This window comes from Maribacter litoralis, assembly GCF_902506355.1.
GTDB lineage: Bacteria > Bacteroidota > Bacteroidia > Flavobacteriales > Flavobacteriaceae > Maribacter > Maribacter litoralis.
Genome location: NZ_LR733271.1, coordinates 1,636,938 through 1,661,824, shown reverse-complemented (window position 1 = coordinate 1,661,824; position 24,887 = coordinate 1,636,938). Strand labels below are relative to the sequence as shown.

At 36.6% G+C, this 24,887-nt stretch carries 26 protein-coding genes; 20 read left to right on the top strand and 6 right to left on the bottom strand.

Annotation, left to right across the window (positions count from 1 at the left end; all coding sequences use genetic code 11):
• Positions 1-136: 136 nt before the first annotated feature.
• The 11 genes from EXIGUO8A_RS07045 (at position 137) to EXIGUO8A_RS06995 (ending at position 7,885) form a co-directional block, all read left to right on the top strand.
• Entirely contained in the window at positions 137-898 is a 762-nt protein-coding gene (locus EXIGUO8A_RS07045; protein WP_159302551.1) for a hypothetical protein, read from the top strand.
• A gap of 316 nt (positions 899-1,214) precedes the next feature.
• Entirely contained in the window at positions 1,215-1,796 is a 582-nt protein-coding gene (locus EXIGUO8A_RS07040) for a hypothetical protein (protein ID WP_159302550.1), read from the top strand.
• Between the two features lie 59 nt (positions 1,797-1,855).
• The gene (locus EXIGUO8A_RS07035) at positions 1,856-3,649 is read left to right on the top strand and encodes a sensor histidine kinase (RefSeq protein WP_159302549.1); all 1,794 of its coding nucleotides are present in this window, start codon (positions 1,856-1,858) and stop codon (positions 3,647-3,649) included.
• Positions 3,646-4,260 carry a response regulator transcription factor gene (locus tag EXIGUO8A_RS07030; protein WP_159302548.1) on the top strand — a complete coding sequence of 205 codons (615 nt, stop codon included), beginning with the start codon at positions 3,646-3,648 and terminating at the stop codon, positions 4,258-4,260. The genes EXIGUO8A_RS07035 and EXIGUO8A_RS07030 overlap by 4 nt, the downstream gene beginning before the upstream one ends.
• Positions 4,261-4,468: 208 nt before the next feature.
• Positions 4,469-4,645 carry a hypothetical protein gene (locus tag EXIGUO8A_RS07025; RefSeq protein WP_159302547.1) on the top strand — a complete coding sequence of 59 codons (177 nt, stop codon included), beginning with the start codon at positions 4,469-4,471 and terminating at the stop codon, positions 4,643-4,645.
• Positions 4,646-4,653: 8 nt separating this feature from the next.
• Positions 4,654-4,923 carry a hypothetical protein gene (locus EXIGUO8A_RS07020; protein WP_159302546.1) on the top strand — a complete coding sequence of 90 codons (270 nt, stop codon included), beginning with the start codon at positions 4,654-4,656 and terminating at the stop codon, positions 4,921-4,923.
• Between the two features lie 41 nt (positions 4,924-4,964).
• Positions 4,965-5,207 (top strand): hypothetical protein, encoded by a 243-nt coding sequence (locus tag EXIGUO8A_RS07015; RefSeq protein WP_159302545.1) that lies wholly within the window; start codon positions 4,965-4,967, stop codon positions 5,205-5,207.
• Positions 5,208-5,313: 106 nt separating this feature from the next.
• Positions 5,314-5,502: a hypothetical protein gene (locus EXIGUO8A_RS07010; RefSeq protein ID WP_159302544.1), complete on the top strand. Its 189-nt coding sequence runs from the start codon at positions 5,314-5,316 to the stop codon at positions 5,500-5,502.
• Between the two features lie 108 nt (positions 5,503-5,610).
• Complete coding sequence (locus EXIGUO8A_RS07005) at positions 5,611-6,189, top strand: TlpA family protein disulfide reductase (protein ID WP_159302543.1); 579 nt, start codon at positions 5,611-5,613, stop codon at positions 6,187-6,189.
• A gap of 94 nt (positions 6,190-6,283) precedes the next feature.
• On the top strand, positions 6,284-7,168 hold the full coding sequence (locus EXIGUO8A_RS07000; protein ID WP_159302542.1) for an SdiA-regulated domain-containing protein: 885 nt from the start codon (positions 6,284-6,286) through the stop codon (positions 7,166-7,168).
• 3 nt (positions 7,169-7,171) lie between these two features.
• Positions 7,172-7,885, top strand: coding sequence for a TVP38/TMEM64 family protein (locus EXIGUO8A_RS06995; RefSeq protein ID WP_159302541.1), 714 nt, complete (start codon positions 7,172-7,174; stop codon positions 7,883-7,885).
• On the opposite strand, the gene EXIGUO8A_RS06990 is transcribed toward EXIGUO8A_RS06995, so the two are convergent.
• Complete coding sequence (locus tag EXIGUO8A_RS06990; protein WP_159302540.1) at positions 7,882-8,934, bottom strand: phosphotransferase enzyme family protein; 1,053 nt, start codon at positions 8,932-8,934, stop codon at positions 7,882-7,884. The two genes, EXIGUO8A_RS06995 and EXIGUO8A_RS06990, sit on opposite strands and share 4 nt — an antisense overlap.
• 190 nt (positions 8,935-9,124) lie before the next feature.
• Here EXIGUO8A_RS06990 and EXIGUO8A_RS06985 point away from each other — a divergent pair, with 190 nt between their 5' ends.
• On the top strand, positions 9,125-9,679 hold the full coding sequence (locus tag EXIGUO8A_RS06985) for a hypothetical protein (protein ID WP_159302539.1): 555 nt from the start codon (positions 9,125-9,127) through the stop codon (positions 9,677-9,679).
• A gap of 3 nt (positions 9,680-9,682) precedes the next feature.
• Here the strand turns inward: EXIGUO8A_RS06985 and EXIGUO8A_RS06980 are convergent, their stop codons facing one another.
• The 5 genes from EXIGUO8A_RS06980 to nirB form a co-directional block, all read right to left on the bottom strand.
• Complete coding sequence (locus EXIGUO8A_RS06980; RefSeq protein ID WP_159302538.1) at positions 9,683-10,267, bottom strand: precorrin-2 dehydrogenase/sirohydrochlorin ferrochelatase family protein; 585 nt, start codon at positions 10,265-10,267, stop codon at positions 9,683-9,685.
• Complete coding sequence (locus EXIGUO8A_RS06975) at positions 10,254-12,104, bottom strand: sensor histidine kinase (RefSeq protein WP_159302537.1); 1,851 nt, start codon at positions 12,102-12,104, stop codon at positions 10,254-10,256. Before EXIGUO8A_RS06975 ends, EXIGUO8A_RS06980 begins: the two co-directional genes overlap by 14 nt.
• 22 nt (positions 12,105-12,126) lie before the next feature.
• Positions 12,127-12,717: a DUF4202 domain-containing protein gene (locus EXIGUO8A_RS06970; protein WP_159302536.1), complete on the bottom strand. Its 591-nt coding sequence runs from the start codon at positions 12,715-12,717 to the stop codon at positions 12,127-12,129.
• A gap of 21 nt (positions 12,718-12,738) precedes the next feature.
• The gene (nirD, locus tag EXIGUO8A_RS06965) at positions 12,739-13,119 is read right to left on the bottom strand and encodes a nitrite reductase small subunit NirD (protein WP_116771524.1); all 381 of its coding nucleotides are present in this window, start codon (positions 13,117-13,119) and stop codon (positions 12,739-12,741) included.
• A gap of 81 nt (positions 13,120-13,200) precedes the next feature.
• A complete protein-coding gene (gene nirB, locus EXIGUO8A_RS06960) occupies positions 13,201-15,717 on the bottom strand; it encodes a nitrite reductase large subunit NirB (RefSeq protein ID WP_159302535.1) in 2,517 nt (838 codons plus the stop codon).
• 123 nt (positions 15,718-15,840) lie between these two features.
• Between nirB and cobA the strand changes: the two genes are divergently transcribed.
• The 8 genes from cobA (at position 15,841) to EXIGUO8A_RS06920 (ending at position 24,845) form a co-directional block, all read left to right on the top strand.
• On the top strand, positions 15,841-16,614 hold the full coding sequence (gene cobA / locus EXIGUO8A_RS06955) for a uroporphyrinogen-III C-methyltransferase (protein ID WP_317164580.1): 774 nt from the start codon (positions 15,841-15,843) through the stop codon (positions 16,612-16,614).
• 246 nt (positions 16,615-16,860) lie between these two features.
• Complete coding sequence (locus EXIGUO8A_RS06950) at positions 16,861-18,288, top strand: MFS transporter (RefSeq protein WP_159302533.1); 1,428 nt, start codon at positions 16,861-16,863, stop codon at positions 18,286-18,288.
• Positions 18,289-18,300: 12 nt separating this feature from the next.
• Positions 18,301-19,059, top strand: a complete 759-nt coding sequence (locus tag EXIGUO8A_RS06945) for a Crp/Fnr family transcriptional regulator (protein WP_159302532.1) — start codon at positions 18,301-18,303, stop codon at positions 19,057-19,059.
• A gap of 249 nt (positions 19,060-19,308) precedes the next feature.
• A complete protein-coding gene (locus EXIGUO8A_RS06940; protein ID WP_159302531.1) occupies positions 19,309-20,697 on the top strand; it encodes a CmpA/NrtA family ABC transporter substrate-binding protein in 1,389 nt (462 codons plus the stop codon).
• Positions 20,698-20,730: 33 nt separating this feature from the next.
• Positions 20,731-21,831 (top strand): ABC transporter permease, encoded by a 1,101-nt coding sequence (locus tag EXIGUO8A_RS06935; RefSeq protein WP_159302530.1) that lies wholly within the window; start codon positions 20,731-20,733, stop codon positions 21,829-21,831.
• Positions 21,832-21,848: 17 nt separating this feature from the next.
• Positions 21,849-22,688: an ABC transporter ATP-binding protein gene (locus EXIGUO8A_RS06930; RefSeq protein ID WP_159302529.1), complete on the top strand. Its 840-nt coding sequence runs from the start codon at positions 21,849-21,851 to the stop codon at positions 22,686-22,688.
• Positions 22,689-22,701: 13 nt separating this feature from the next.
• On the top strand, positions 22,702-23,526 hold the full coding sequence (locus EXIGUO8A_RS06925) for an ABC transporter ATP-binding protein (protein ID WP_116771517.1): 825 nt from the start codon (positions 22,702-22,704) through the stop codon (positions 23,524-23,526).
• A gap of 35 nt (positions 23,527-23,561) precedes the next feature.
• Positions 23,562-24,845, top strand: a complete 1,284-nt coding sequence (locus tag EXIGUO8A_RS06920) for an alginate export family protein (protein ID WP_159302528.1) — start codon at positions 23,562-23,564, stop codon at positions 24,843-24,845.
• Positions 24,846-24,887 lie beyond the last annotated feature (42 nt).

The following is a 24,887-nucleotide window of genomic DNA, read 5'->3' as shown; positions in this document are numbered from 1 at the left end:
CAAATTATTCCTACAAACACCGTGGTAGTTGCCTCGTTAAATTATTACGGATTTCCGTAATAAATACATTGCAATATTTTTAAAAGCTAATGGTTAAGTATAGACCTAACAAATAAATTAAAACCAAAAATTAAGCATGAAATCAATTAATCAAATTTTACTATTTTCATCAATTGCAATCTTAAATTTTAGCTGTGATGATTCTACCTCAGACGAGTTTGAAGAAGTAAATGGTAATGTGGAAACAAAGCTGATCAGCTCTATAAATGTGGGGTCTGCAGAAAATTCTGATGACAATACCAGCATTATATTTTCATATAATAGCGAGCAACAGTTAAACTCTATTTTTGATGGCACCGAAACAACTAATTTCATTTATGAAGATGGGGATTTAAGCAATGTTTCCGGTAACGTTGATAACGGAAATGTTGAAGAGTTATATGATTCACCTTACGATGCCTTTGAAACAGGTCAGGTTGAGGAATATGATGATAATGGAAACCCATCTGTAATCAAGTTTATTGAATATGACTATGATTACATGACGGGTGAAGAAGAAGTTGTGTATTACACTGCAGAAATCTCTTATGATGATAAGCCAAATCCTTTTTATAAAACTGCAGAAGCAGCAGGCTTGATCGATGTTATGGATCAAATTAGATTAAATTTTGCGCCAGCACCACAAGCAGAAGAAATTGTAAGGGCGAAAGCATTGTTCCCGAACAACAATCCGTCACAAGTACTATATAAAAATGAGGAAGGTGAAATTGAGTACACCATCAATATGTCTTATACGTATGATGGTGATTACCCTACAACTGCAACGGTTTCTACAGTATCTGAGTATTCAGATGAGAATGAAACTTACGTAACTACGTTTACGTACTTAGGTGAATAAAAATATAAATTGTAAACACTAAAAAGCAGCCTAATCGGCTGTTTTTTTTTGTTTTATATCATTTCTGGTAATGAAATACCATGGAATTTATATCTGATTTTTGTATTTCCTAATTAAATGTTAAATTGAGGCTGCCCTTAATATTAGTATACTAAAGTTCCCCCAGAATCTATTAGTGTTGCTCTTTATTAATGGGCTTTTTTTGTTGATGCTCTTTTGGTAATGAACTCACCTTTACAGGAATAAATACCCAGTTATGGGGATTTTATCCCCTTGTTTTTAATTTCATATTTAACCAAACCAAAAAATACATATTATGGAAACATTTGCAGGCTATATTGATTTAAAAGATAATTCAGAATGGCAAGAAATTTATTCAAGTCAATTATATGATACTTTTTTTGGCATTTTTGGCATTTTTTCCTGTGATAAAGTAAGCGAAAATGATCATTATATTCTTAGTAAAATGAAATTGAAGATTATAAATTACAAGGGTGTATGTGATTTGGGAATTACTGATGCTGAGATTTTTAAGACGAGGGATTCCTCTAAATTTGTATTGAAAATTGAAGTTCAGGCACTAAAAAGTTCTACAACATTTAACTTAGAATGTAACAATCTTAAAATACCACAAAATCAAGCTGAAATTTTAGTCGATAGAAGAGTGAAGAAAATGCATTCAGACGGTAGTGCTTTGCTAAATGGATTGTTTGATAATGAATTTTATTACAGAGAAGGCATTGCGGACGATAATGGTAACTTACCTTTTCCTAAAAGAACTCCTATTCCTTTGGTTTGGTCAGATGATTTACCTAAAGAAATTTTAGATGAATTTATAAGTCCTAGTTATGGAGTTGGAGGGTCTAAATGTCCAAGGAGACGTATAAAAGTTTTATAATGAAAAAACTTGGGTTTTTAATTTTCCTTCTAAGTATTGGTTTAACAGCTCAAACAAATATGAAATCCGAGTATGCAGGGTTATCTGAATTTTTAATTCAAATAAAAAATTTTAATTATCACGACTCAAAAATATTAGCTCAAAATTTTGATTTTGAACTTGAACGAGAGGCTATTTTATTGGCCAATGTATTATCCGAAGTGGAACTTTATCATATAGAGCTTAACTTAAATAATAATATACAAAATCCTCTTGCGCTTTGTTTAAATAAATTGGCTTTTGGTTATAATAGCTTATATACTAGACCTTATGACACCCAATCATTTAAAGTTTTTAATGACGTATATGTGTTTGCTAAAGAGAATAACTTTCAAGAACTAGAAAAATTTGCTTTAATATCAATATTAGAGGTGTATAGTTTTGAGCTTCTACAAACCAATGAGGAAATGCTCCTTTATTTGGAACGGTTGAAAAATATTAAAAAGGACAATGCAGATGAGTATCATTATAAAATGAACCTTTTACATTTTAGTTTGAGAGACATTTTTTTAGACATCAAGGTTGATGATAATTTTTTTTTGAAATTCGATAGTCTAATGACTAATTTTTCAGCTTCGCATAAATTTTGGCCAAATTACCATTCATCAAAAGCTGTTTATCAAGAGACGAAAAAACAATATGCTAAGGCCGAGGAAAATTATTTTAATGCTATAAATCTTATTAAGAATGAAAAATTCTTACGGTATATAAAGTTTCGTTCATTTATTAGAATTGCAGAAATTAAAAAGAAGTTGATTAAACCTAGGTTAGCACTTCGGTATATTGATAGCGCTTCAATCTATAAAAATCAAATGGATTCCGTCAGAAGTAATTATTATTTGAATTATTACTATTCAAGTGCTTATGCCATGTTAGGTGATTATGAATTGGGTTATAGAAAGTTTAGAAAAGCCGATAGTTTAAAAACATTTATCGATTATGAAAGAAACGCAAATGAAATTTCAGCTTTAAATATTAAATACCAAACCGCGGAAAAAGAAAAACAAATACTAGAAGAAAAGCAAAGGGCACAAACAAATAGAAATTGGCTCATAGTTGCAACACTTGCTCTAGTTTTTGGTGCAGGCATTGCCATTCTAGTTCAAAAGAATACGACCAAAAAACGCAAACTGGCAGAGCAAGAAACGTTACTGAAACAAGAACGTGTAGACAATCTATTAAAGCAACAAGAATTGGTGAGTATAGACGCCATGATAGAGGGGCAAGAGAAAGAACGCCAGCGCGTAGCTAATGAATTACACGATGACTTGGGTAGCCTTATGGCAACTATAAAATTGCATTTCGGCAATGTAAAGGGAAAAGATAAAGATCCAGCTTTAAAACAAGCGCAAACTTTATTGGAAGAAGCCTACCAAAAAGTTAGGGGAATAGCACATAGCAAAAACTCTGGGGTAATGAGTAGCCAAGGCTTGTTGCCCGCAGTTAAGAAAATGGCACAGGTCATTTCAGAAACCAATGCATTAGAGGTAAGTGTAGAAGATTTTGGTATGGGCGAGCGTATGGAAAACTCCCTAGAGCTCAGTCTTTTTAGAACCATACAAGAATTGGTGGCAAATGCTATAAAACATGCCGAAGCGACCAAACTGAATATTCAGATTTCGCAATATGATGATAACCTGAATATTATCATAGAAGATAATGGCAAGGGCTTTGATCGTTCTAATCTAGATAAAAGCAAAACCGGAATGGGACTTACCAATATTGAAAAACGAATAGAACATTTAGAGGGTAACTTTACCATAGATAGCGTACTTGGTAAAGGAACCTCTATTATAATAGATATTCCTGTATGATAACCATAGCTATAGCCGAAGATCACCAAGCTCTTATTGATGGTATCATCTCCTATTTAAAATATGAAGATGATATTGAAATAATCGGTCAAGCAAATAATGGTGAAGAACTCTTGAGGTTGGTACGGTTAAAACAGCCCAAAGTGGTATTATGTGATATTCGAATGCCCAAATTGGATGGTATAGAAGCCACCAAATGTATTTTAAAGGAATTTCCAAATACTAAAATAGTTGCTTTTACCATGTTCGATCAAGATGACGCCGTACAGCAAATGCTAGCTGCTGGTGCCCATGGTTACATTTTAAAAAATAGCAGCTTAGATGTGGTTTTAGAAGCTATACGTACCGTCTACGATAACAAAACATACTACGATAAAAAAATTCATATTCCCGATGGAGAAAATAATAGCACTAAAAGTATACTCTCTGCCCGCGAACGAGAAATTTTGCAATTAATAGGCAATGGCCATACCAGTCATCAAATTGCCGATGAACTCTTTATTGGCAAAAGCACCGTAGATACCCACCGCAAGAACATGATCCGTAAACTAGGGCTAAGTGGTGCGGGCGAACTATTGCGATATGCGGTGGAGAAGAAGTATGAGTTTTAAGGCATTAGTAAATTTAATTACCTCATTCCAGCAAAAATCCCATAGCAACATATGCTGCCGTTGTATTGAATTGATAAAGAAACACTTGGTTTTATAAATTATCAATTAACTTTAATGGGTATATAACTAGGTAAGTTATTTCTATACCCAAATTCCAAAGAATATTGCTAAATTTAGACAAACACTATAATAAATGCATTTGTAAACAATGGCAAAAATTGAAATTAAAGGTACCCCCGAAGAGCTAGAAAGAGTAGCTACTTTCTTGGCAAACAATAACGTAAAATTTGATATTGTCAATGATTACGGTAACCACTCTTTAGAAGATTTAGACAAGTACGAGAATTTAAAAGCGAGGTTCTCTGCGCCTGTGCCAGAAAATTAATGAAAATTATGAAAGGCTTACAACAAATTAAATCTGAAATAGACCTGTTTGCGATCAATAGCAACAAGACCGAACTAGAAGTGGTAGATGCCTTACACAAATATTACTTCAATAAAGCCGTAACGGCAGAGATTAAACATTATAAAAAGAAAACAAAAAAGGTGGCACAAATAACCAAAGACCTTAAAATAAGTCACCGTAGGTTTTATAAAATATTGGAAGATAAAAAAATAGCGTTCACTAAATACAACAAGTCTAGTGACAATGTAGAAGAATAGCAGAGGTACTTTACTATAGTCTTGCTCAAAACAAAAATGAAATGACCAAAGAAGCCTTAGCTGAATTAAGCACCCAAGAACTGGTTAAAAAGCATACAGCAGTCAAAACTATGGTATGGCTTTTGGCGATTGTACTAACAGGCTGTTTGTTGTTCTTTATTTACATGTCCTTGCAAGATGGGTTTACTCCGCTGTTGGCAGTTCCATTGGCATTGTCGGCAATTATTCCGTTGAATGTAAAGAACATGAATGCCTTTAAAAAGGAATTGGATTCCAGATTGTAAAACACCTCAGAGCAAGCCCATGAGGCATTCAAAGGAAACAAACTATTAAATTAGAGGCAAGCCTCGGGGTATTATACCCTTTGGCGGTGCCAATAAATAAAGTAATATGAGAAAAGCAATGTTTATTATTGGTATGGTTATAGCAATTATTGAAATAGCCTATAGCTTTGTTAGCACCAGTGAAACAGGTCAATTTTTTGGTGTAGACATGAATATCTGGATTTTCCGTTTGATTTGGGTTGCCCTATTTGGTGTGGTGTTTAACGGGTATCTTAAGGAAAGCAAGAAAGGATAACCTTTTAAGAATTTGCACAAACTTAACGCCAATATAGTTTAAGTTGTTATAAAAAGGCAATTAAGTACAATTGTTAACAATCACTAAGTTTTTCGACTTACACCTCATATGAAGAAACGCAAGATTAAATTCAGTGATATCCTTTTTGGGGTGTTTATTTTATTATTGTTGATTCCCCAGACAAGAACACCAATTCAGGTTGCGGTCAATAAACTTAAAGTAGCGGTGTGGTCGCCCAGTGTTGAAGATACCGAAGACCAAGATCAAGTGCCACCGTTTCAGTATGCCGTTGTTGATTTGCAAGGTAAAACTCAAAGCATATCGGTAGGTAAAGGCAAAGTTACTTTCATTAGTTATTGGGCAACTTGGTGCCCGCCTTGTATTGCAGAACTTCCAGGTATTCAAGATTTGTATCAAGATTATGGTGATAAGGCCAATTTTATATTATTGACTCAAGAAGCACCTGAGAAAGTAAAGGGCTTTATAAGTCGAAAGGGGTATAAATTGCCTATCTATTTTCCGCAAATGCAAGCACCGGAAATGTTACAGGGAAACAGTATACCCACAAATTATATAATCGATACAAAAGGTAAGATTATTATTAAAGAAACCGGTGCGGCAAATTGGAATAGTGCAAAGGTTCGAAATTTGTTAAATGAGTTGTCGGCTTTTAACACTAAGGGTTAAGGTTTTTATAAAATACCGGTTTGGGTATACCCGTTCCTATTACTTTACAGATTTGACAGTTACCTTTATATAAATAGTTTTAAATAAAGGAATTATGACAACTTCAAATAAAGCATTAAACATGGCAAAAGTAAAGTTTTGGACCATTGCGGTCATTGTTTTTGGTATGGCTTTCCTTTTTATGAACTTTAGGGATTGGGTACCGTACGATAGTGCCGATAAGGTGGCATATGAAATTTCAGGAAGATGGGAGCTACCTGCAGAACTTCGCGAAGTTTCCGGTATTTCTTGGATGGATGAAAATCAAATAGCCGCAATACAAGATGAAGACGGTATTATCTTTATCTATGATTTGGAGAAGAAAAAAGTAATAGAGGAGATAAAATTTGGTGGTGCCGGTGATTATGAAGGTCTGGCAACTGAAGAGGATAATGCCTATGTACTAGAAAGCGATGGTACTATTACTATAATTGAAAATTTCGAGGAAGAAGATAGAAAGGTAACGTCATATGAGACTAATTTTAATGAAAAAAATAATATGGAAAGTCTATGGTTAGATCTTCCTGAAAATCAATTATTGGTAATACCTAAAGACCGCGATATTAACTCAGATAACATGAAAGGTGTGTATGCTTTCTCTTTAGATGAATATAAATTGGCGTATAAACCTGTTATGCAATTAAATATGAATGATCAGGTATTAAAGCACTTTAGGGAAAAGAAAGTGTATAATAATTTTAGACCATCAGATATTGCCATTCATCCTAAAACAAAGGAAATTTATATGTTAGAAGGTGCTAAACCTAAACTACTGATTCTAGATAAAAACGGAGTAGCCAAAAAGGGCTATAGTTTAAACAAAAAAGTTTTTCCACAACCAGAAGGCATAACTTTTAGTCCAGATGGTGAGCTGTATATCTCTAGTGAAGGTAAAAAAGACGGTGTAGGCACCATAACCAAATTAAAGTTGTTACTTTAAAATATGCCGAACAAAGAAACCAAAACTTCTAAAAGCAAGCTGCCCTTATATATTTCCATAGGTATTTTGGCAGCTTTAGTAGTGTCTTACTTTGTAGTGCCCAGCGTACAGAGCTTTTTAGACGAAGCTTGGTCAGTGGTACTGAGTGATGATGAAGAGCGTGTTAAAAATTGGGTCTCTGGTTTTGGTTGGCTAGGACCTTTTGTGTTGGTATTGGCGATGGTGGCTCAGTTATTCTTATTGGTTGTTCCCAGTGTTTTATTGATGGTGGTTTCTGTGCTGGCTTATGGTCCTATTTGGGGCAGTGTTATTATCATTGCATCGGTATTTGCAGCTTCTTCGGTAGGTTATTTTGTAGGTAGTTATTTTGGTGATGCATTTGTAAAAAAAATTATTGGGAAGAAATCTGAAAAGAAAGTAGCATCATTTTTAGATGACTATGGGTTTTGGGCCGTAATTGTTACCAGGCTAAACCCATTTTTGTCGAATGATGCCATAAGTTTTGTGGGCGGAGTGCTGCATATGGGGTATTGGAGGTTTATGGGAGCTACACTAATTGGCATATTACCTTTAACAATTTTCATTGCCGTTTTTGGTAAAAGTATAGACGACTTAAAAATGGGATTGTTATGGGGTTCACTGGCAAGTTTGTTGTCTTTTGTTCTTTATGTTTGGTGGGATAAACGAAGAAAACAAAAAGATAAAAGCCAAACTTAAACTAGTTTACCTTGAATATAAGTTTCCATAAACTCTTTATGGTCTAAAGCTTTTTCTGCAAAATTAAAGAGGCTAAAACAACGATCTAAATTCTGATTTTTATAAGTGACTTTATAATATCTGTTATTATTCAGGTAGTCTGTTAATGCACGAAGCCCATGAATAAAAGGCATAAACACAGCACCAAGCGGAAGGCTTTCTTTTTCTGCGGAAGTTAATATTGGTCCGTTATAAGCTAATCCGTCCACGAAAGAAGTGAACAAGGTTGTGTTGAATGTAATGAGGTTGTGGTTTTGTTCATCTTCGGCAGCAGTATTGACAACTGTTCTAATGGCATCGCCAAAATCATAAAAGAAAAATCCTTTCATAATAGTATCTAGATCAATAAGGCATAATGCTTTTTCAGAATTTTTTGAGAAGAGAATGTTATTAAGCTTTGTATCGTTGTGACAAACTCTAATGGGTAAGCCACCAGTATTTAAGTGTTGTAGCTCTGTTATAAAATGCTGCGCTTTTGTTATGGCAGCTTGGGCAGTGGTAAGTTTTTCTGTATCTGCAGTTTGCAAGGCTTGTTGAAACTCTTGCTTTCTATGAGATAGTTGATGAAACTGTGGTAAGGTGTCCTTAAAAATAGCTGTGTCAATATCCTGTAAGAGTTGATGAAATTTTCCAATTATGCGTCCTGCCTCAAAAGCGGTTGCTGGCTTAGTTGTAGTGTTGTATGTGGTGCTATTGGGTATGTAGGTCATCATCCGCCAGAACTCATTGTTATGAATGAGATGGTTTTTACCGGTTCTGGTGCTTAAAAAAGTTATTTGCTCATAATCATCTGCACTAAGAATAGGCAGTGCAAATTGAATATTATCCATTAAAATAGGGGCATTCTCAAAAACATTTGTATTTATTTTTTGGAGAATATACTGCCGACCGTCATCCTCTTGAACCAAATAAGTATCATTTATTAGTCCGCTGTTTAAAGGAGTACACTGAGTTGAATTTCCGTTGAGGTTGAATTCGTTCAGTATTTCTTTGATGGATGCCGAGGTCATGTTGTATGAAAATGTTTAAGTTTTTAAAGGTATAGAAAACCGTGCTTTTCTTTTTCTGTGTTTAGATAAGTTTTATCCTCAGCATTAAAAATTAGTAGGAAATTTCTTTATTTTATGCAGTTGGCCTAATAATAATACGATTTTGAAAATAAAGAAGTTAGTATCATAACCAATTAAAATTCCCCCAAGAATGAACAAGATTACAACCTGCATAAAGGTGGCTGTATTATGTATTACCTCTACCTATGTACAAGCCCAATGTGAAGTATTTAAAAGTGAAATTAGCGATGTACAGAGTTATATGCAACAAGTGAGTCAGCTCTCAGATTCTTTGAGTACCTCTGCAGAAATAGCCGCTTTTGATGCCTCTTTTACCAAAGCAAGAACAAATACAAAAACGGTAATGCTATTAATGGGGCAGGCGGTAAATGCTGCTGACGAAGCCGTTATTTTAGCTTCTGAGGCACAATACGATTCAGAAAGTTGTGGTTTGCCAGAAGCGATTAGTTATACCATCGATGCGGAAAAACATGCCATAGATACACGTGACTTTTCTGCTGAAGCTTTTGAAAATGTCAAAAGTGCTGCAAAAGCACGAAACCTAGGAAATTTGCAGTACTATATGCGAATAGCTCAACGCCTAATGAAAGAGGCACGGGAATCTGCAGATGCATCTGTCTACGCTGCAGATAATGCACATTATAGCTGTAGCCACGATCTAGATCATGTAAGTTTAGAGAAGTAGTTTTTACTTCTCTTTTTTATTTACCAGACCTTTGGTGAATTCATTTAAGGTGTCTACTTTTTCCTCAAAATCGCCCTTAATGGTTTTTCTGAATTCGTTGAGGTTTTTAACGAGGTCGTCAATATTTTCTGGAATTACATCCTCAAAAAACTGGCGTAACCTTTTGGCGGTAGTTGGCGACTTTCCGTTTGTAGAGATCGCCACCTTTACATTTCCTTTGGTAACAATGCCTCCCATATAAAAATCGCAGTATGGTGGGTTGTCGGCTACATTTACCAAAATTTGTCTTTCTCTACAATCATGGTACACCTGCTCGTTTACGGGCACGTTATCTGTTGTTGCAATGGCTATATGTTTCCCTTTTAGAAAAGAGGCATCATATTCGGCAACATTCATTTTTATATTGAATTTATTAGCAAGTTCTACGGTTTCTTCCCTAAACATAGGTGCAACCATCTCCACTTGGGCATTGGGGCTTGACTTCAATAAAAAAGTCAGTTTCTCAAGAGCTACATTGCCTCCGCCAACAATTAAAATATGAAGGTTAGATACTTTTAAAAATATGGGATAAAGCTCATTCCGTTCCATGTAAAATATTGTTTTCTTCTGTTTTATAATTGATGGTAACCCGTGTACCTCTGCCAATTTCCGAATTTATAAAAAGGCGTCCGTTAATATAATCTATACGTTCTTTCATAAAAAACAGCCCCATACCACCCTCACTGTTATTTTTTGGTAATTGAGCCAATAAGGTATCGTCAAAACCTTTTCCATCATCATCAATGACCACACTTAAAATAGGGTACGAGTAATTTAAGGTAACCAAAATATAATTGGATTCAGCGTATTTAATAGCATTGTTCACGGCTTCTTGGGTTACACGATAAATATTGGTTTCTGCTAAGGAATCAAATCTAATATTTGCATCGGTCTTATTTTTGAACAAGACAGATTTTCCGGTAAGTTTAGATAGCTCGGCGGTCATTTTTTGTAGTGCTGGAAAAATTCCGTGATCACCAAGTTCGGGTGGGGTAAGGTTAAAAGTAGCCGTTCTCACCCCTTTGATCAAGTCTGACGTTAATGACTTTAAGTAGGCGATTTTCTCCCTCGTTTTTTCCTTGTCCTCAATATCTATTGATTCAATATTAAATTTAAGGGCGGTCAGCATTTGCCCAATGCCATCGTGAATATCTTTTGCTATACGCTTACGTTCTTCTTCTTGCCCCTCCACAATTTGGCTTGCCTGCAATTTTTTCTGCTGCATGCGTTCCTCAAAATTCTGCTTAGTCAGCTCTTGTACTTTAAGCTGATTTTCTTTGCGCTCGGTAATATCTGAACATAGAATTAAAATATCTTGCTCTAAGGAAGATTGATGCATAGGTACAATAGACATGTCTAACCAAAGGGTTGAACCATTGGTGGTTACTACCTGTAGTTCTTCATTTCTAATGATATTTTTTCTGTTGATTTTTAGAACCTCTTTTAAATACGATTGTTGACCTTCTTCTATGGTTAAAATTTCTGAAATTGGCTTGTTTACGGGAGTAGAGGTATGGCCCAAGAGATCAAGAAATTTTTTACTGATAAAAACAATGCTTCCGTCTTTGCGTATGCTTGCAAATAGTGCGGCATTATCAATTACGAAGTTAAGCTCTTGTAATTCCTTAAGTGAGCGTTCTTTTTCATCGTATAGGCTTTGTATTTTCTCCAATTGATTTTTAGACTCTGCGTCTTTACCAATTAGATGACCAATAGTATTTTTGATTTGGATGGACAATGGTCTGAAAATTACAAAGATCTCTAGTAGAAGAATCAATAATGAAAAAGCAAGTAACCAGTATTCCTTTCGTTTTAATTTCTGAAGCTGTTCGTTACTACGCGCATCATATTCGTTTACGATTTGATCCATGATGTTCAAAAATTGACGCTCATTGTTTAGCAGGGCATCAAGGTCTGCTTGGTCTACGGGTGCATTGATATCTTGTTGATGGGTCAATAGCACATGTTCTATGGCATCGACCATTGCCGAGTGGTGCGGGTCTAGTTCTTTAAATAAAGATTGTACTTTGGGATCATCTTCATAAGGTAGGTTAAAAGAAGCATCGCTCAAATGAAGCCCTTTATGAGATTCTTTCCAAATCTCTAGTGTTTTCACAATTTCCGACAGCACCAATTCTTTGTCCTTAGCATTTGTCATTTCTTTGAGAAGCAAAGTCTCTTTAGTTAGTTTTTGACTAAAGGCACGCTGTCTACCGGCAATATTTATAAGTTGTGAGTCTCCAGATTGTGCTTTGAGATGTAGTTGTATAAGAACCTGAGCAATTATAACGGTAAGCGCAATAGCGGCCAACGCCAATAAATACCATTTACGTATACGTATAAACGTAGCTGTGTCCAATGGTATGTTACGCTCGTCATGATCCATAAAAAAGAATAGTATATTTCTACTAGGCGTGTAGCGCCTTGGTAATTAAATCTAAAGAAAATTTAGAAAGCGGCAGTTTTAAAGCAGCTTCTTGACCTTTTGGCGACATTTTTCTCCACGTTTTTTGAAGAATATCAATGGTTTTGTCTTCAGGGTGTTTATGGGCAAAAGATTCAAAATAGAACTCTAAAAAAACCAAACAAATAACATCTTCCAAGGTTTGGGTTTCTTCGTTCTTCTTTAGTTGTTTTTTTTGTAACAGAAACTTGACATTGTCAATGGTTTCTTTGTCGTAACCAATATCTTCTAAAATAGAAGCCGCTTTAGTGGCATGGAATTTTTTTAATTCTTGTCGCCATCTTAGGTAGCCTTCACGGTTCATCTCGTAAGATTCCCTAGGTATTTCCCATCTACAAATATGTTGACATCTGGCAGTAAGGCGCAATGCTTCAGAGGCGTTGGGGTCAAATGCATTTAACCTTTCCGTCATTCGTATACCATAAAGTACTTCTTTAGGGTATGTGGTTCCTTCAAAAACTTCTGTATTGGGATCTTGCTTATTGGCTTCGTCAAAATATTTAAATGCAAGTAGTAATTTATCCGTGGTCGCCATAAGTCTTAAGTTTACTCAAAGCTATTCAGAAAACCCAACATACACAAAGTCCGACTCTATTTTTACGGGATAAGTGGCAATTGCATCCAACGAGCCATTTAAGTTTTCACCTGTTTTTAAAGAAAATGTATTTTTATGAAGCGGGCATGCCACTTTAGCTTCCATATTTTCTTCCCCTATCATACCTCTAGAAAGTACCATTTCCATTTTATGCGGACAAAGATTTTGGCAGGCATACCAGGTACCTTCTCTTGTAAAATTAAATACAGCAATTTGTTTGTCCTTGTATTTTATACAAGCACCACCGTTTTTGGGAAACTTAGAAATAGGTGCAGCTTTGAACCAAACCTTAACTTCATTTGCAGCTACACTTTCATATGTATTCAAAACAGGTAAAGACATAATTTCGATTTTTAATGTTTAATAAAATTCTACTTAAGAATATCAGCTAACTACCAAACAACAACTGTCAACCGACAATTGTTACGCCCACTCTTTAGGCATTTTTTGTTCTCTTAAAGACACAAATTCAATATTGTTATCCGTTTCTTCAGAATTTACAAAGTGCGTATAACGCGCTCTAATTTCTGGGGTTTCCACCGCCTCTTTCCATTCGCATACATAAGAATCTACCAAGGCTTGCATTTCTGCATCAAGTTGGTCTACAATACCTAGCGAGTCATTGATGACAACATTTTGTAAATAGGTAATACCACCTTCTAATTTCTCTAACCATGGGGCAGTTCTTTGCAAAGGTTGTGCGGTTTTTATGTAGAACATGATAAAACGGTCTACATATTTTATTGCTGTTTCCTTATCAACTTTTTCTGCTAGTAATAACGCGTGTTTAGGTGTAGCGCCACCATTGCCGCCTACATAAACATTCCATCCACCTTCAACTGCTATAAACCCGAAATCTTTACCTCTTGCTTCTGCACATTCGCGAATACAACCAGAGACACCACCTTTGAATTTATGAGGAGAACGTATCCCTTTGTAACGGTGCTCTATTTCAATGGCAAAGCTTACACTTTCATCCATACCATAGCGGCACCAGGTAGAGCCTACGCAACTTTTTACGGTACGTAAAGATTTACCATAGGCTTGACCCGTTTCAAAACCTTCCGCAATCAATTCTTCCCAAATCATGGGAAGTTCATGTAGTTTTGCTCCAAACATGTCAATACGTTGTCCACCGGTAATTTTGGTATACAGGTCATATTTTTGCGCTATTCTACCAATGGCCATTAATTGTTTTGGTGTAATTTCTCCACCGGCCACCCTTGGTACTACCGAATAAGTTCCATTACGTTGAATATTGGCTAAAAAGCGGTCGTTACTATCTTGTATGGTTTCTTGTCTATTGGCTGTTTCGTTGTATAAGCTGGCAAATATTGCAGCAACAGCCGGCTTGCAAACTTCGCAACCGTTACCAGTGCCTACTTCATCTAAAAGTGTGTCGTAATCAGTAATACCTTTTAGTTTTGCGAGATCAAAAAGTTCTTGGCGAGAATAATCGAAATGCTCGCATAAACGTTCTTTTACCGTTTTACCTAACGTTTTTAAACTTTCCTTTATTAAGTCGGTCACCATAGGTTTACAACCACCACAACCGGTAGTTGCTTTTGTAGCTTTGGCTACATCTTTTAAGGTTTCGTTGCCATTATCTAAAACAGAGCAGCAAACATCACCTTTGGTAACAGCTTCGCAAGAACAGATTACTGCTGTATCAGGTAGGTCCATGGCGCTTCCAAAAGCAGAACCCCCTTCACCTCTAGAGCCAACGATCAGTTCTTCGGCATTATCTGGCAAAGGCATATTGTTGAGGTACATTTGATGAAGAATGCTATAATCTTCGGCATCACCAACCATAATTCCGCCTAATAAGGTTTTCCCGTCATGGCTAACATTTATTCTTTTGTAGATTCCCTTTGTTTTGTTTTCATAGATAATGGAAAGTCCTTTCTCGGCTGGCATATAGGGAATACCAAAGCTGGCAACATCAACCCCTATCAATTTCAGTTTGGTAGACATATCAATTTCAGACTTCATGACCACGTCACTTTGTTCAAGAATTTGATTAACCGCAACCTCTGCCATTTCATAACCTGGGGCAACCAAACCGTAGATCATTTGGTTATACAATGCTACTTCGCCTATGGCAAAAATGGTTGGGTCAGAAGTTTGCATTTTATCATTTACCACAATACCGCCACGTACGCCCATTTCTAGATTACAGGTTTTACCTAGTTCATCCCTTGGTCGTATACCTGCTGAAATGACCAGCATATCCACATCTAATTTGTCATCTTCGCCAAAATCCATTCCTGTAATTGCGCCATTGCCCATAATACTGTTGGTAGCTTTTCCGGTATGTATCGATATACCTATAGATTCTAGGGTTAGTTGTAATACGTTGCTACTTCTAGCATCTAATTGCCGGGGCATCAATTTTGGGGCAAACTCTACTACATGTGGTTCTAGACCCATGTCCATAACCGCCTTACCTGCTTCAAGACCAAGGAGTCCGCCACCAAGTATTGCCGCTTTGCCATCTGGCTTTGATTTTTTTATTTCTTCGGCGTATGATAACATCGCCTCTAGATCTTCAATGGTTCTATAGACAAAGACGCCCTTTTTTTCTACACCTTGAATAGGAGGAACAAATGGTGCCGATCCTGTAGCCAAAACCAAGTAATCATAAATAAATTCTTTTTCACTAGCGGTAGTAATGGTCTTTTTACTTCTATGGATATCGGTAACCCTTTCATTAACTATCAATTCGATATCATTATCGGCATACCATTCCAAAGGTGCCATTTCTAATGCTTTGGCGTCTCTATTTTCAAAGAATTCGCTTAAGTGCACCCTGTCATAGGCAGCGCGTGGCTCCTCACCAAAAACAATCAGTTTAAAATGCTTACTTTCTTCACGTGCGGCAAATTTCTCACAGAATTTATAACCTACCATTCCGTTACCGACAACAATTATTGTTTTCATACCCATATTGTTTAGCTACTTAGCAATATTACGTATAAATACGTATATAAATACTGATTTTATGAAAATAATTACGTATTCTTGTTGAAGAATCCATAATTAACAATGCTTAATACTATGAAGATGGAATTGGAAAAAACAGCAAAAGTAAGTTTAGTAGGTGCGGGTCCTGGGGCTAAAGACCTAATAACAATAAGGGCTATGAAGGTTTTGAACCAAGCCGATATTGTTTTGTATGATGCGTTGATCAGTGATGAGCTATTATCTGAAATACGTACCGATATACCTAGGGTGTTTACAGGTAAAAGATGTGGAAAACATTCGCACACACAAGATGAAATCAATGAACTTATAGTAAGATATGCCTTTGAGTACGGCCATGTGGTACGCTTAAAAGGAGGTGACCCTTTTGTTTTTGGTAGAGCGAACGAGGAGATAGAATATGTAGAATCATTTGGTATACCGGTAAGTGTAGTGCCTGGCATTACTAGTGCAATAGCAGCACCATCTAGTCAAGGTATACCTATGACCAAACGAGGGGTAAGTAGTAGTTTTTGGGTTATGACGGCAACAAAAAGAGATGGTTCGTTTTCTCAAGATTTACAGTTTGCTGCCAAATCATCTACCACTATGGTTATATTAATGGGGATTAGAAAGTTGAAAGAAATAGTTGAAGAAGTTAGTAAATATAGGGGATTGATGACACCTATTGCTGTAATTCAAAACGGAACTACTACGCATGAAAAATGTTATGTAGCTACTTTAAATACGCTGAACACTATTTCAGGAGAAATTGATATTACACAGCCTGGTATTATTGTTATTGGTGATGTGGTAGCTGATCATCCATCATTTTTTGAAGAAGAAGTACAGCGTATTCTTCACCATGCCATTTAACCGCTAAATGACATTATATCACTAACTATATTCTGGTCATTGCCAAAAAGAGTATGCGGATCAATGGCAAATATTGATGTATCTTAAATATTATCTGCGTTAAATTCAGAATTAAATAACTGGAGTTGAGCTATTTCTTCGATTCTTTAAAAATACGTAGTAAAATAAAATTATATTCAAAACTACGTATTATTACGTATTTTTATAGTAGGTTTGTATTCATTCAATAACAGAATCTGCTATATAATGGAAAGTCAAACTAAAAAATCTACTACCTTAAAATTAACGAATGTAAAAAGTTTACCCATTCGTACCTTTTGGATAACCTCAATTGCATTTTTCATATGTTTCTTTGCTTGGTTTGGTATTGTGCCATTTATGCCAGATGTGGTAAAGGATTTAGGTTTGACTCCAGGTCAAAAATGGAATTCTATCATATTAGCGGTTACAGGTACTGTTTTCGCTAGACTATTAATTGGTAAGCTTTGTGATAAATATGGTCCTAGGTTATGTTATACCTATTTATTGATATTAGGTTCCATTCCTGTAATTCTTATTGGTTTTGTGCAAACGCCGTTACAGTTTTTAATATGTAGGTTGTTTATTGGTTTTATAGGTGCATCGTTTGTCATCACCCAATTTCATACTTCAATAATGTTCGCCCCAAATATTGTAGGTACGGCGAACGCTACCTCTGCCGGATGGGGAAATTTAGGTGGTGGTGCCAATCGTTTAGGTATGCCATTAATTGCTGCAGCAGTGGTAAGCTTTGGTGTTGCCGATGAAATTGCTTGGAGATATTCTATGATTATCGCTGGTATTATTGCTATGTTAATGGGTGTTGTATATTACTTTTTTACCCAAGATACTCCGGAGGGAAACTTCAAAGAATTGAAAGAAGAAGGTAAAATGCCGAAGCTTAAAAAAGATGAAGAATCATTTCTAAGTGTATTAAAAGATTATAGGGTTTGGATCCTTTTCATTGTATACGCAGCTTCTTTTGGAATGGAGCTTACAGTGTATGGTACTATGGACGATTATTTACAAAATACATTCGGATTAACAAGATCCACTGCAGGTAATCTGGTACTTTCATTTGCGCTCATGAACATTTTTGCAAGAACCTTGGGTGGTTTTTTTGGGGATCGATTCGGTAGATTGAAAGGGTTACGAGGCAGGGTGCTTTTTTTGACAGTAATACTTGCGCTAGAAGGCGTTATGCTTTCTACCTTTTCATTAGCCACAAGTTTTGCAATGGGTATCATATTTTTAATAGCCTTTAGCTTAACGGTTCAAATGGCAGAAGGGGCCACCTTCTCGGTTGTGCCATTTATCAACAAAAAAGCAATTGGTTCTATATCGGGCATTGTTGGGGCAGGTGGCAATGTTGGGGCATTTTTAGCGGCACTTTTACTGAAATCAAAATCGGCAATGGCTGAGACCAACGCGTTGGCTGCAAATGCTAATTTAGGAGAAGAAGCAATGAAAGCTGCTCAATCTGCTGCAGCGTCGGGTGCGGTTTCAAGCGGGTATTTAATAATTGGAGGCTTTGTTATTGTTACGGCACTAACCACACTTGCCATTAAATTTTCTGCGGAAGATGAAAAACAGGTGAAAGAAGAATTGCAAAAGGCAGATACCCCTGTGGTCAAATTATCACCAAGTTCCATATAAGTTCGTAAACCTATGCGAGAAGGCACAAATCAAATATCGATCTATACTGCACAGCAAGATAAGCTGCTAGATAGTGCCTGTGGTATATGTACGAATCAAAATTGCCTTATTCAAAAGAACATACACACTCCTAATATTGGTAAGCTGGTAAAAGCTAGAAAGGAAATAAAGTGTAAAAAGGGACAGCAGTTCATTATGGAGGGCGCTTCGGTTACAGGTCTATTTTTTCTATTAAGTGGCAAAGTAAAAGTTTTAAGAACCGGTCTTCATGGTAAAGAACAAATAGTGCGCTTTGCCACCCCGGGTGAAATAATAGGGCACAGAGGTTTTGGTACAGAAGAAACCTACCCTATTAGTGCCATTGCTTTGGTAGATTGCACATTGTGTTACTTCTCAAAAGAACTACTTCAAGAAACATTAAGAGAAACACCCAGTCTTACTTATGACTTTATGTTGTTTTATGCCAATGAACTTAATCGCAGTGAAATTAGAGTGAAGTCTTTATCTCAAATGACGGTTAGAGAACGTGTCATAGATACCTTATTATATATTAACCGCAAGTTTGGGCAAACCAACGGCTATTTCTCGCTCTTATTAAGCAGACGTGAATATGCAGATTATGCGGGCACTACCGAAGAACAGGTCATAAGAATGTTCTCCATCCTTAAAAAAGAGGGTTTGTTGATCACCAAAGGCAAAAGAATTGGCATTTCAAATATCACACTTCTTAAAAAAGAAATTTCAGAGCATAATTTCTACTTGGATAGTTAATAGTACGTACTATCTAATCACACATACTTACGTAGTTGTCACAATTTCTTTTATCAGCAGCAAAAGGTTAATTAACAGCGTTTTAATATTAAAACCTGCTTTTTCGCAGATTTTAATATGGTTTTAGAAGGGTTTATAATATGGTATAAAAAGAGGTTTAAACATTCCTAATCGCATTAATGAAAATTGTTGTTACGTATATATTTGTAGAAATAAGTATAAATACGTAGAAAACTAAATAATAGGATTATGAAAAACATTTTTACTTCATCTATTTTAACCTTTTCCCTAGCCTTGGTCTTTACAGCTTGTGGAGATACTAAAAGCAAGAAAGCCGAATCGGTTACTGAAGAGGCGGTAGCTTCTAAAACTAAAATGCTAGATATTGAAAAGCCACAGTTAACCTTCGGTTTTATTAAACTGACCGATATGGCACCTTTGGCGATTGCTAAAGAAAAAGGTTTTTTTGAAGAAGAAGGACTTTTTGTTTCTGTAGAGGCACAGAGTAACTGGAAAAACGTATTAGATCGTGTAATCGATGGGCAATTAGATGGTTCGCATATGTTGGCCGGTCAGCCAATCGCTGCAGGTGCAGGTTTTGGTAGACAAGCAGAATTGGTCACTCCTTTTTCAATGGATTTAAATGGTAACGGAATAACCGTATCGAATGATGTTTGGTCTAAAATGAAACCAAATGTGCCTGCAGATCCCGACGGAAAACCTATTCACCCTATTAAGGCAGATGCTTTAAAACCGGTAATTACATCCTATAAAAATGAAGGAAAGCCTTTTAAAATGGGAATGGTTTTTCCCGTATCAACACACAATTATGAATTGCGTTATTGGTTAGCTGCAGCAGGTATTCACCCAGGTATTTATACAGCTGATAATGTACAAGGGCAAATAGATGCCGAGGTGTTGTTATCGGTAACTCCTCCGCCACAAATGCCGGCAACATTAGAGTCTGGTACTATATATGGATACTGTGTAGGTGAACCTTGGAACCAACAAGCGGTTTTTAAAGGAATCGGTGTTCCTGTAACTACTAATTATGATATCTGGAAAAACAATCCTGAAAAGGTATTTGTAATGACAAAGCAATTTGTAGAGCAAAATCCTAATACGGCCATTGCGGTTACAAAAGCATTGATCAGAGCTGGTAAATGGTTAGATGAACCTTCTAATAGAGCAGAAGCGGTTGAGATATTGTCCATGTCACAATATGTGGGCGCACCAAAAGAGGTATTGGCAAATTCAATGACAGGAACCTTTGAATTTGAAAAAGGTGATAAGCGCGAAATGCCGGATTTCAATGTATTCTACAAGTACAATGCAACATATCCATTCTATTCTGACGGTATTTGGTTCTTGACACAAATGCGTAGATGGGGGCAAATTCCTGAAGCTAAAACTACAGATTGGTATGCTAGTACCATTAAAGATATCTACAGACCTGACATTTGGAAAAAAGCGGCAGATCTTTTGGTAGCTGAAGGTCAAATACCTGCAGCAGATATACCTGCAACCGATGGTTATAAAGCACCTACATCAGACTTTATTGATGGTACCAGCTTTGACGCTAAAGACCCTATTGGGTACATCAACAGTTTTTCTATCGGAAACAAGGATAAAAAGTAAGCACACATATTCATTGACTTTAAACAAATTATTATGGAGCAAGAAATGGTCTTAAAAAATGAAAAAAGTTTGTCTGCAAGCATAAAACAGCTGCTTTTAAAACTTACACCAAGTGTAAAAAAGGATGGTATTCTAAAATCTTTGAAGAATGCCGGTATAACACTTCTATCCATCTTATTGTTTATAGGTTTATGGCACATGGGGTCAAAGGCCCTTTACAATAAAGAGGCAAATTATAAGATAGAAAAAGCATTACAAGAACGAGGCGAAGAAGCTGCTGCTGCCGAGCGTGCATGTATAGAATCGGGAGATAGTAGCTGCCAGCCCAATACCTTGCCTTCTCCTTCTCAGGTTTGGGCGTCCTTAAAGTCTTTGGTTGCCGATCACCAAGTAATTAAAGCAGATAAGGCCGCTTTTGCAGAAAAATTGTCCGAAACCAATGAAAAATTGATTGCACAAGGTAAAGACCCAATAGTCTACACAGGTAGAGCTTCGTTTATAGACATTGTGCTTACAAGTATAAAAACGGTTTTTGCCGGTTTTCTCTTAGCATTGTTAATTGCCGTGCCTATAGGAATAGTGATCGGTCTTAGTCCGTCTTTACGCAGTGCGTTTAATTGGTTTATTCAAGTATTTAAACCTGTGTCGCCCGTAGTTTGGTACTTACTGGTATTTATGATCGTAAAAACGTTATATATAGGCGATAGCTCAGACAATGCCTTTGTCATCTCTTTTATCAGTGTTGGGCTTTGTGCCATGTGGGCAACTTTGGTCAACACGGCTATGGGAGTATCATCGGTTGATAAAGATTATATCAATGTTGCCAAAGTTTTGAAATTGGGTACGTTCCAAAAAGTATTCAAGGTAATTCTACCATCATCACTACCGTTAATTTTTACAGGATTACGTATTACCCTTTCGGTAGCATGGATGGTATTGATCGCTATTGAACTACTGGCACAAAGTCAAGGTTTAGGACTTTTTGTTTGGGAAGAATTCCAAAATGGTGCAAACGACTCTAACTCCAAAATCATCGTGGCCATGTTCGTCATAGGTATTATTGGTTTCTTGTTAGATAGATTGATGTTGACGGTACAGAACATGGTTTCTTTCAACAAAAATGAGATGGCATAATTTATAAAAAGAAGCACATGGCATACTTAGAACTAAATAATATTTATAAAACCTATGGTGAGGGCGATGGTAGTACAGAAGTACTGTCTAACATTAACCTTACTATGGATGAAGGAGAATTTGTAGCGATCGTAGGCTTTACCGGTAGCGGTAAAACCACCTTGGTAAACTTGATCAACGGCTTGTTGCAACCCACTAGTGGCAAGGTTCTTTTTAAAGGGAAACCGGTAACGGATACCAGTCATGAACGTGGTGTAATTTTTCAAAATTATTCCCTATTACCTTGGTTAACGGTTGGGCAGAATATTTACATGGCGGTAAAAGAAGCTTTTCCAAAAGAAAGTAAGAAAGTTCTAATGGAAAGGGTTAAAGACTACGTGTCAATGGTAAGTCTGAGTCCTGCAATAAATAAAAGACCAAAAGAGCTTTCTGGCGGAATGCGCCAAAGGGTTGCGGTTGCCCGTGCCTTGGCCATGAATCCTGAGATGATCATTATGGACGAACCCTTAGGAGCTTTAGATGCTTTGACCAGAGGTAACCTGCAAGACGAGATCTTGAATATTTGGAGCCAAGACAAGCGTACGGCATTATTGATTACCAATGATGTCGATGAAGGTATTTATATGGCAGACCGTATAATTCCATTAAAACCAGGTCCTAATGCCACCTTGGGTCCAGAGTTTAAAATAGACATTGAAAGACCAAGGGATAAAACGGCCATGAACGATAATCCTGTATATAAGAAAACCAGAAATGCCATTATAGAATACCTAATGGATATAGGTGATGAGAGAAAAACGGTATCTGATGTAGAATATAAATTGCCAGAGCTTACCCCAAAAAGTTTTGTGGCCTAAAGAATTGGAAAAAATGAATACAGTACAACAATCTAACGAAGTATATTCAGAGAATGGTATTGTTTATCCTTCAAACATAATGCTAGACCTTTCTAAATTAAAGAAAGTATATCCTACGCCAAAGGGAGATTATGTGGTTCTTGAAGATTTGAATTTACAAATCTTAAAAGAAGAATTCGTAACCATTATTGGTCACTCAGGTTGTGGCAAAACCACAATGCTTTCAATGATCGCTGGTCTTAATCCGATTTCTGGAGGTAATATTTCTGTATTGGGCAACCCGGTAAAAGGTCCCGGTCCAGATAGGGGCGTTATTTTTCAATCTCCTAGCTTAATGCCGTGGATGACTGCTTTACAAAATGTTTTGCTAGGGGTCAATCAAGTTTTTCCACAGGCGACCAAAGGGCAGCGACAAGACATAGCAAAATATTATTTGCACAAAGTAGGACTTGAAAATGCATTTCATAAAAAGGCATCAGAATTATCACAGGGTATGCAACAACGTGTGGGTATCGCAAGGGCATTTGCCATTAAACCCAAAGTATTGTTGTTAGATGAACCTTTTGGTATGCTAGATTCTTTGACCAGGGGAGAATTACAGGATATTCTCATTGAAATATGGAACAAAGAAAAAATTACAGCGGTCATGATTACCCATGATGTTGATGAAGCCATCTTTTTAGCCGATCGCGTTATTATGATGACCAGTGGGCCGAAGGCAAAAATAGGAGATATTCTCTCTATCGATTTTGAACGGCCACGAACTCGCAAATCTGTATTGGAGAGCGATGATTATTACACTTACAGAAAACATTTGATAGATTTTCTTGAACACTAACCATTAACTAACTCAGTATTTAAACAGTAACTATTATGAAAAAACAACACCTAATTATCACCCTGTTATTTTTGACCGGTAATGCAATGTGGGCACAATTTACGCTCGACGGTCAATTTAGGCCAAGAACCGAATATAGACATGGTTTTGGTAATATTATACCAGATGCGGCAGATGCTGGCTTTGCAATATCTACCCGAGCACGATTAAACGCAAAGTACTCAACGGAAGCCTACCAGTTTTATCTAAGCATACAAGATGTATTGGTTTGGGGTGAAAACAGACAAATATTGCCAGACGATCAAAACGATTCTTTTGCCGTTTTTGAAGCTTGGACCAATATAAATTTAGGAAAAGGTTGGTCCACTAAATTGGGTAGACAATCTATTGCTTATGATGACCAACGTATTTTTGGTGGGTTAGATTGGGCACAGCAAGGTAGAAACCATGATGCCGGACTTTTAAAGTACAAAAAAGACAAGTTTATGTTAGACATAGGTCTTGCTTTTAGTCAAGATTTTGATAATCCTACAGGGTTTCAGTCTGTAGGTACGGCATATAATACATCTGGTTTTTTTACCTATAAGACCATGCAATATGTATATGCAAAACAACAATGGGATAAATTCTCTGGTAGCTTTTTAACATTGAACAACGGTTTCCAAAATTTTGATACTGATGGCGCTGCCGATGGTATAAGTAGTTTGCAGACCATAGGTACACATTTAGGGTATAAGGCAGGAAGCTTTAGCGCAAATGCCAATATATTTTTACAAACGGGCGAAAGACAGAATGAAGTAAAAGTTGGTGGTGCATATTTATTGGGACTTGAATTGGGTTATAAAGCCAGCGATAAGATAGCATTGGGCATTGGTACAGAAGTAATAAGCGGTAACAAGGCCGATACCACAGATAAGACCGAAGCTTTTTTCCCACTGTATGGAACTAATCACAAGTTTAACGGATTCATGGATTATTTCTACGTAGGTAACCATGCCAATTCCGTAGGGCTGTTTGATATTCACGCAAGTGCAAAATTCAGCTTAGGAAAGCAGTCGAGCTTATTGGTAAAGGTATTGAACTTTAGTGGAGAGCAAGAATTACCAAGTGGAGAAAAATCATTGGGTACCGAAGTTGATTTGGTATTCGCTAAAAAATTCAAGGGCTACGGACTGGCAATTGGCTATTCTCAAATGTTCGCTGCAGACGGTATGTACGAGCTAAAGGGAATAACTGAAGACCTTGCGGCAAGTAGCCAAAATTGGGCATGGGTACAGTTGACCATTAAACCTCAATTTCTGAACACCAAAAAAGAATAGTATTTGTATTTAAATTAGTTTGGTTCTACGGTCTATACAGCA

Bases quoted from the DNA above. Each gene is read 5' to 3' on its own strand.
- EXIGUO8A_RS07045 (WP_159302551.1), top strand. From the start codon at position 137: ATGAAATCAATTAATCAAATTTTACTATTTTCATCAATTGCAATCTTA.
- EXIGUO8A_RS07040 (WP_159302550.1), top strand. From the start codon at position 1,215: ATGGAAACATTTGCAGGCTATATTGATTTAAAAGATAATTCAGAATGG.
- EXIGUO8A_RS07035 (WP_159302549.1), top strand. From the start codon at position 1,856: ATGAAATCCGAGTATGCAGGGTTATCTGAATTTTTAATTCAAATAAAA.
- EXIGUO8A_RS07030 (WP_159302548.1), top strand. From the start codon at position 3,646: ATGATAACCATAGCTATAGCCGAAGATCACCAAGCTCTTATTGATGGT.
- EXIGUO8A_RS07025 (WP_159302547.1), top strand. From the start codon at position 4,469: ATGGCAAAAATTGAAATTAAAGGTACCCCCGAAGAGCTAGAAAGAGTA.
- EXIGUO8A_RS07020 (WP_159302546.1), top strand. From the start codon at position 4,654: ATGAAAGGCTTACAACAAATTAAATCTGAAATAGACCTGTTTGCGATC.
- EXIGUO8A_RS07015 (WP_159302545.1), top strand. From the start codon at position 4,965: ATGACCAAAGAAGCCTTAGCTGAATTAAGCACCCAAGAACTGGTTAAA.
- EXIGUO8A_RS07010 (WP_159302544.1), top strand. From the start codon at position 5,314: ATGAGAAAAGCAATGTTTATTATTGGTATGGTTATAGCAATTATTGAA.
- EXIGUO8A_RS07005 (WP_159302543.1), top strand. From the start codon at position 5,611: ATGAAGAAACGCAAGATTAAATTCAGTGATATCCTTTTTGGGGTGTTT.
- EXIGUO8A_RS07000 (WP_159302542.1), top strand. From the start codon at position 6,284: ATGACAACTTCAAATAAAGCATTAAACATGGCAAAAGTAAAGTTTTGG.
- EXIGUO8A_RS06995 (WP_159302541.1), top strand. From the start codon at position 7,172: ATGCCGAACAAAGAAACCAAAACTTCTAAAAGCAAGCTGCCCTTATAT.
- EXIGUO8A_RS06990 (WP_159302540.1), bottom strand. From the start codon at position 8,934: ATGACCTCGGCATCCATCAAAGAAATACTGAACGAATTCAACCTCAAC.
- EXIGUO8A_RS06985 (WP_159302539.1), top strand. From the start codon at position 9,125: ATGAACAAGATTACAACCTGCATAAAGGTGGCTGTATTATGTATTACC.
- EXIGUO8A_RS06980 (WP_159302538.1), bottom strand. From the start codon at position 10,267: ATGGAACGGAATGAGCTTTATCCCATATTTTTAAAAGTATCTAACCTT.
- EXIGUO8A_RS06975 (WP_159302537.1), bottom strand. From the start codon at position 12,104: ATGGATCATGACGAGCGTAACATACCATTGGACACAGCTACGTTTATA.
- EXIGUO8A_RS06970 (WP_159302536.1), bottom strand. From the start codon at position 12,717: ATGGCGACCACGGATAAATTACTACTTGCATTTAAATATTTTGACGAA.
- nirD (WP_116771524.1), bottom strand. From the start codon at position 13,119: ATGTCTTTACCTGTTTTGAATACATATGAAAGTGTAGCTGCAAATGAA.
- nirB (WP_159302535.1), bottom strand. From the start codon at position 15,717: ATGAAAACAATAATTGTTGTCGGTAACGGAATGGTAGGTTATAAATTC.
- cobA (WP_317164580.1), top strand. From the start codon at position 15,841: ATGGAATTGGAAAAAACAGCAAAAGTAAGTTTAGTAGGTGCGGGTCCT.
- EXIGUO8A_RS06950 (WP_159302533.1), top strand. From the start codon at position 16,861: ATGGAAAGTCAAACTAAAAAATCTACTACCTTAAAATTAACGAATGTA.
- EXIGUO8A_RS06945 (WP_159302532.1), top strand. From the start codon at position 18,301: ATGCGAGAAGGCACAAATCAAATATCGATCTATACTGCACAGCAAGAT.
- EXIGUO8A_RS06940 (WP_159302531.1), top strand. From the start codon at position 19,309: ATGAAAAACATTTTTACTTCATCTATTTTAACCTTTTCCCTAGCCTTG.
- EXIGUO8A_RS06935 (WP_159302530.1), top strand. From the start codon at position 20,731: ATGGAGCAAGAAATGGTCTTAAAAAATGAAAAAAGTTTGTCTGCAAGC.
- EXIGUO8A_RS06930 (WP_159302529.1), top strand. From the start codon at position 21,849: ATGGCATACTTAGAACTAAATAATATTTATAAAACCTATGGTGAGGGC.
- EXIGUO8A_RS06925 (WP_116771517.1), top strand. From the start codon at position 22,702: ATGAATACAGTACAACAATCTAACGAAGTATATTCAGAGAATGGTATT.
- EXIGUO8A_RS06920 (WP_159302528.1), top strand. From the start codon at position 23,562: ATGAAAAAACAACACCTAATTATCACCCTGTTATTTTTGACCGGTAAT.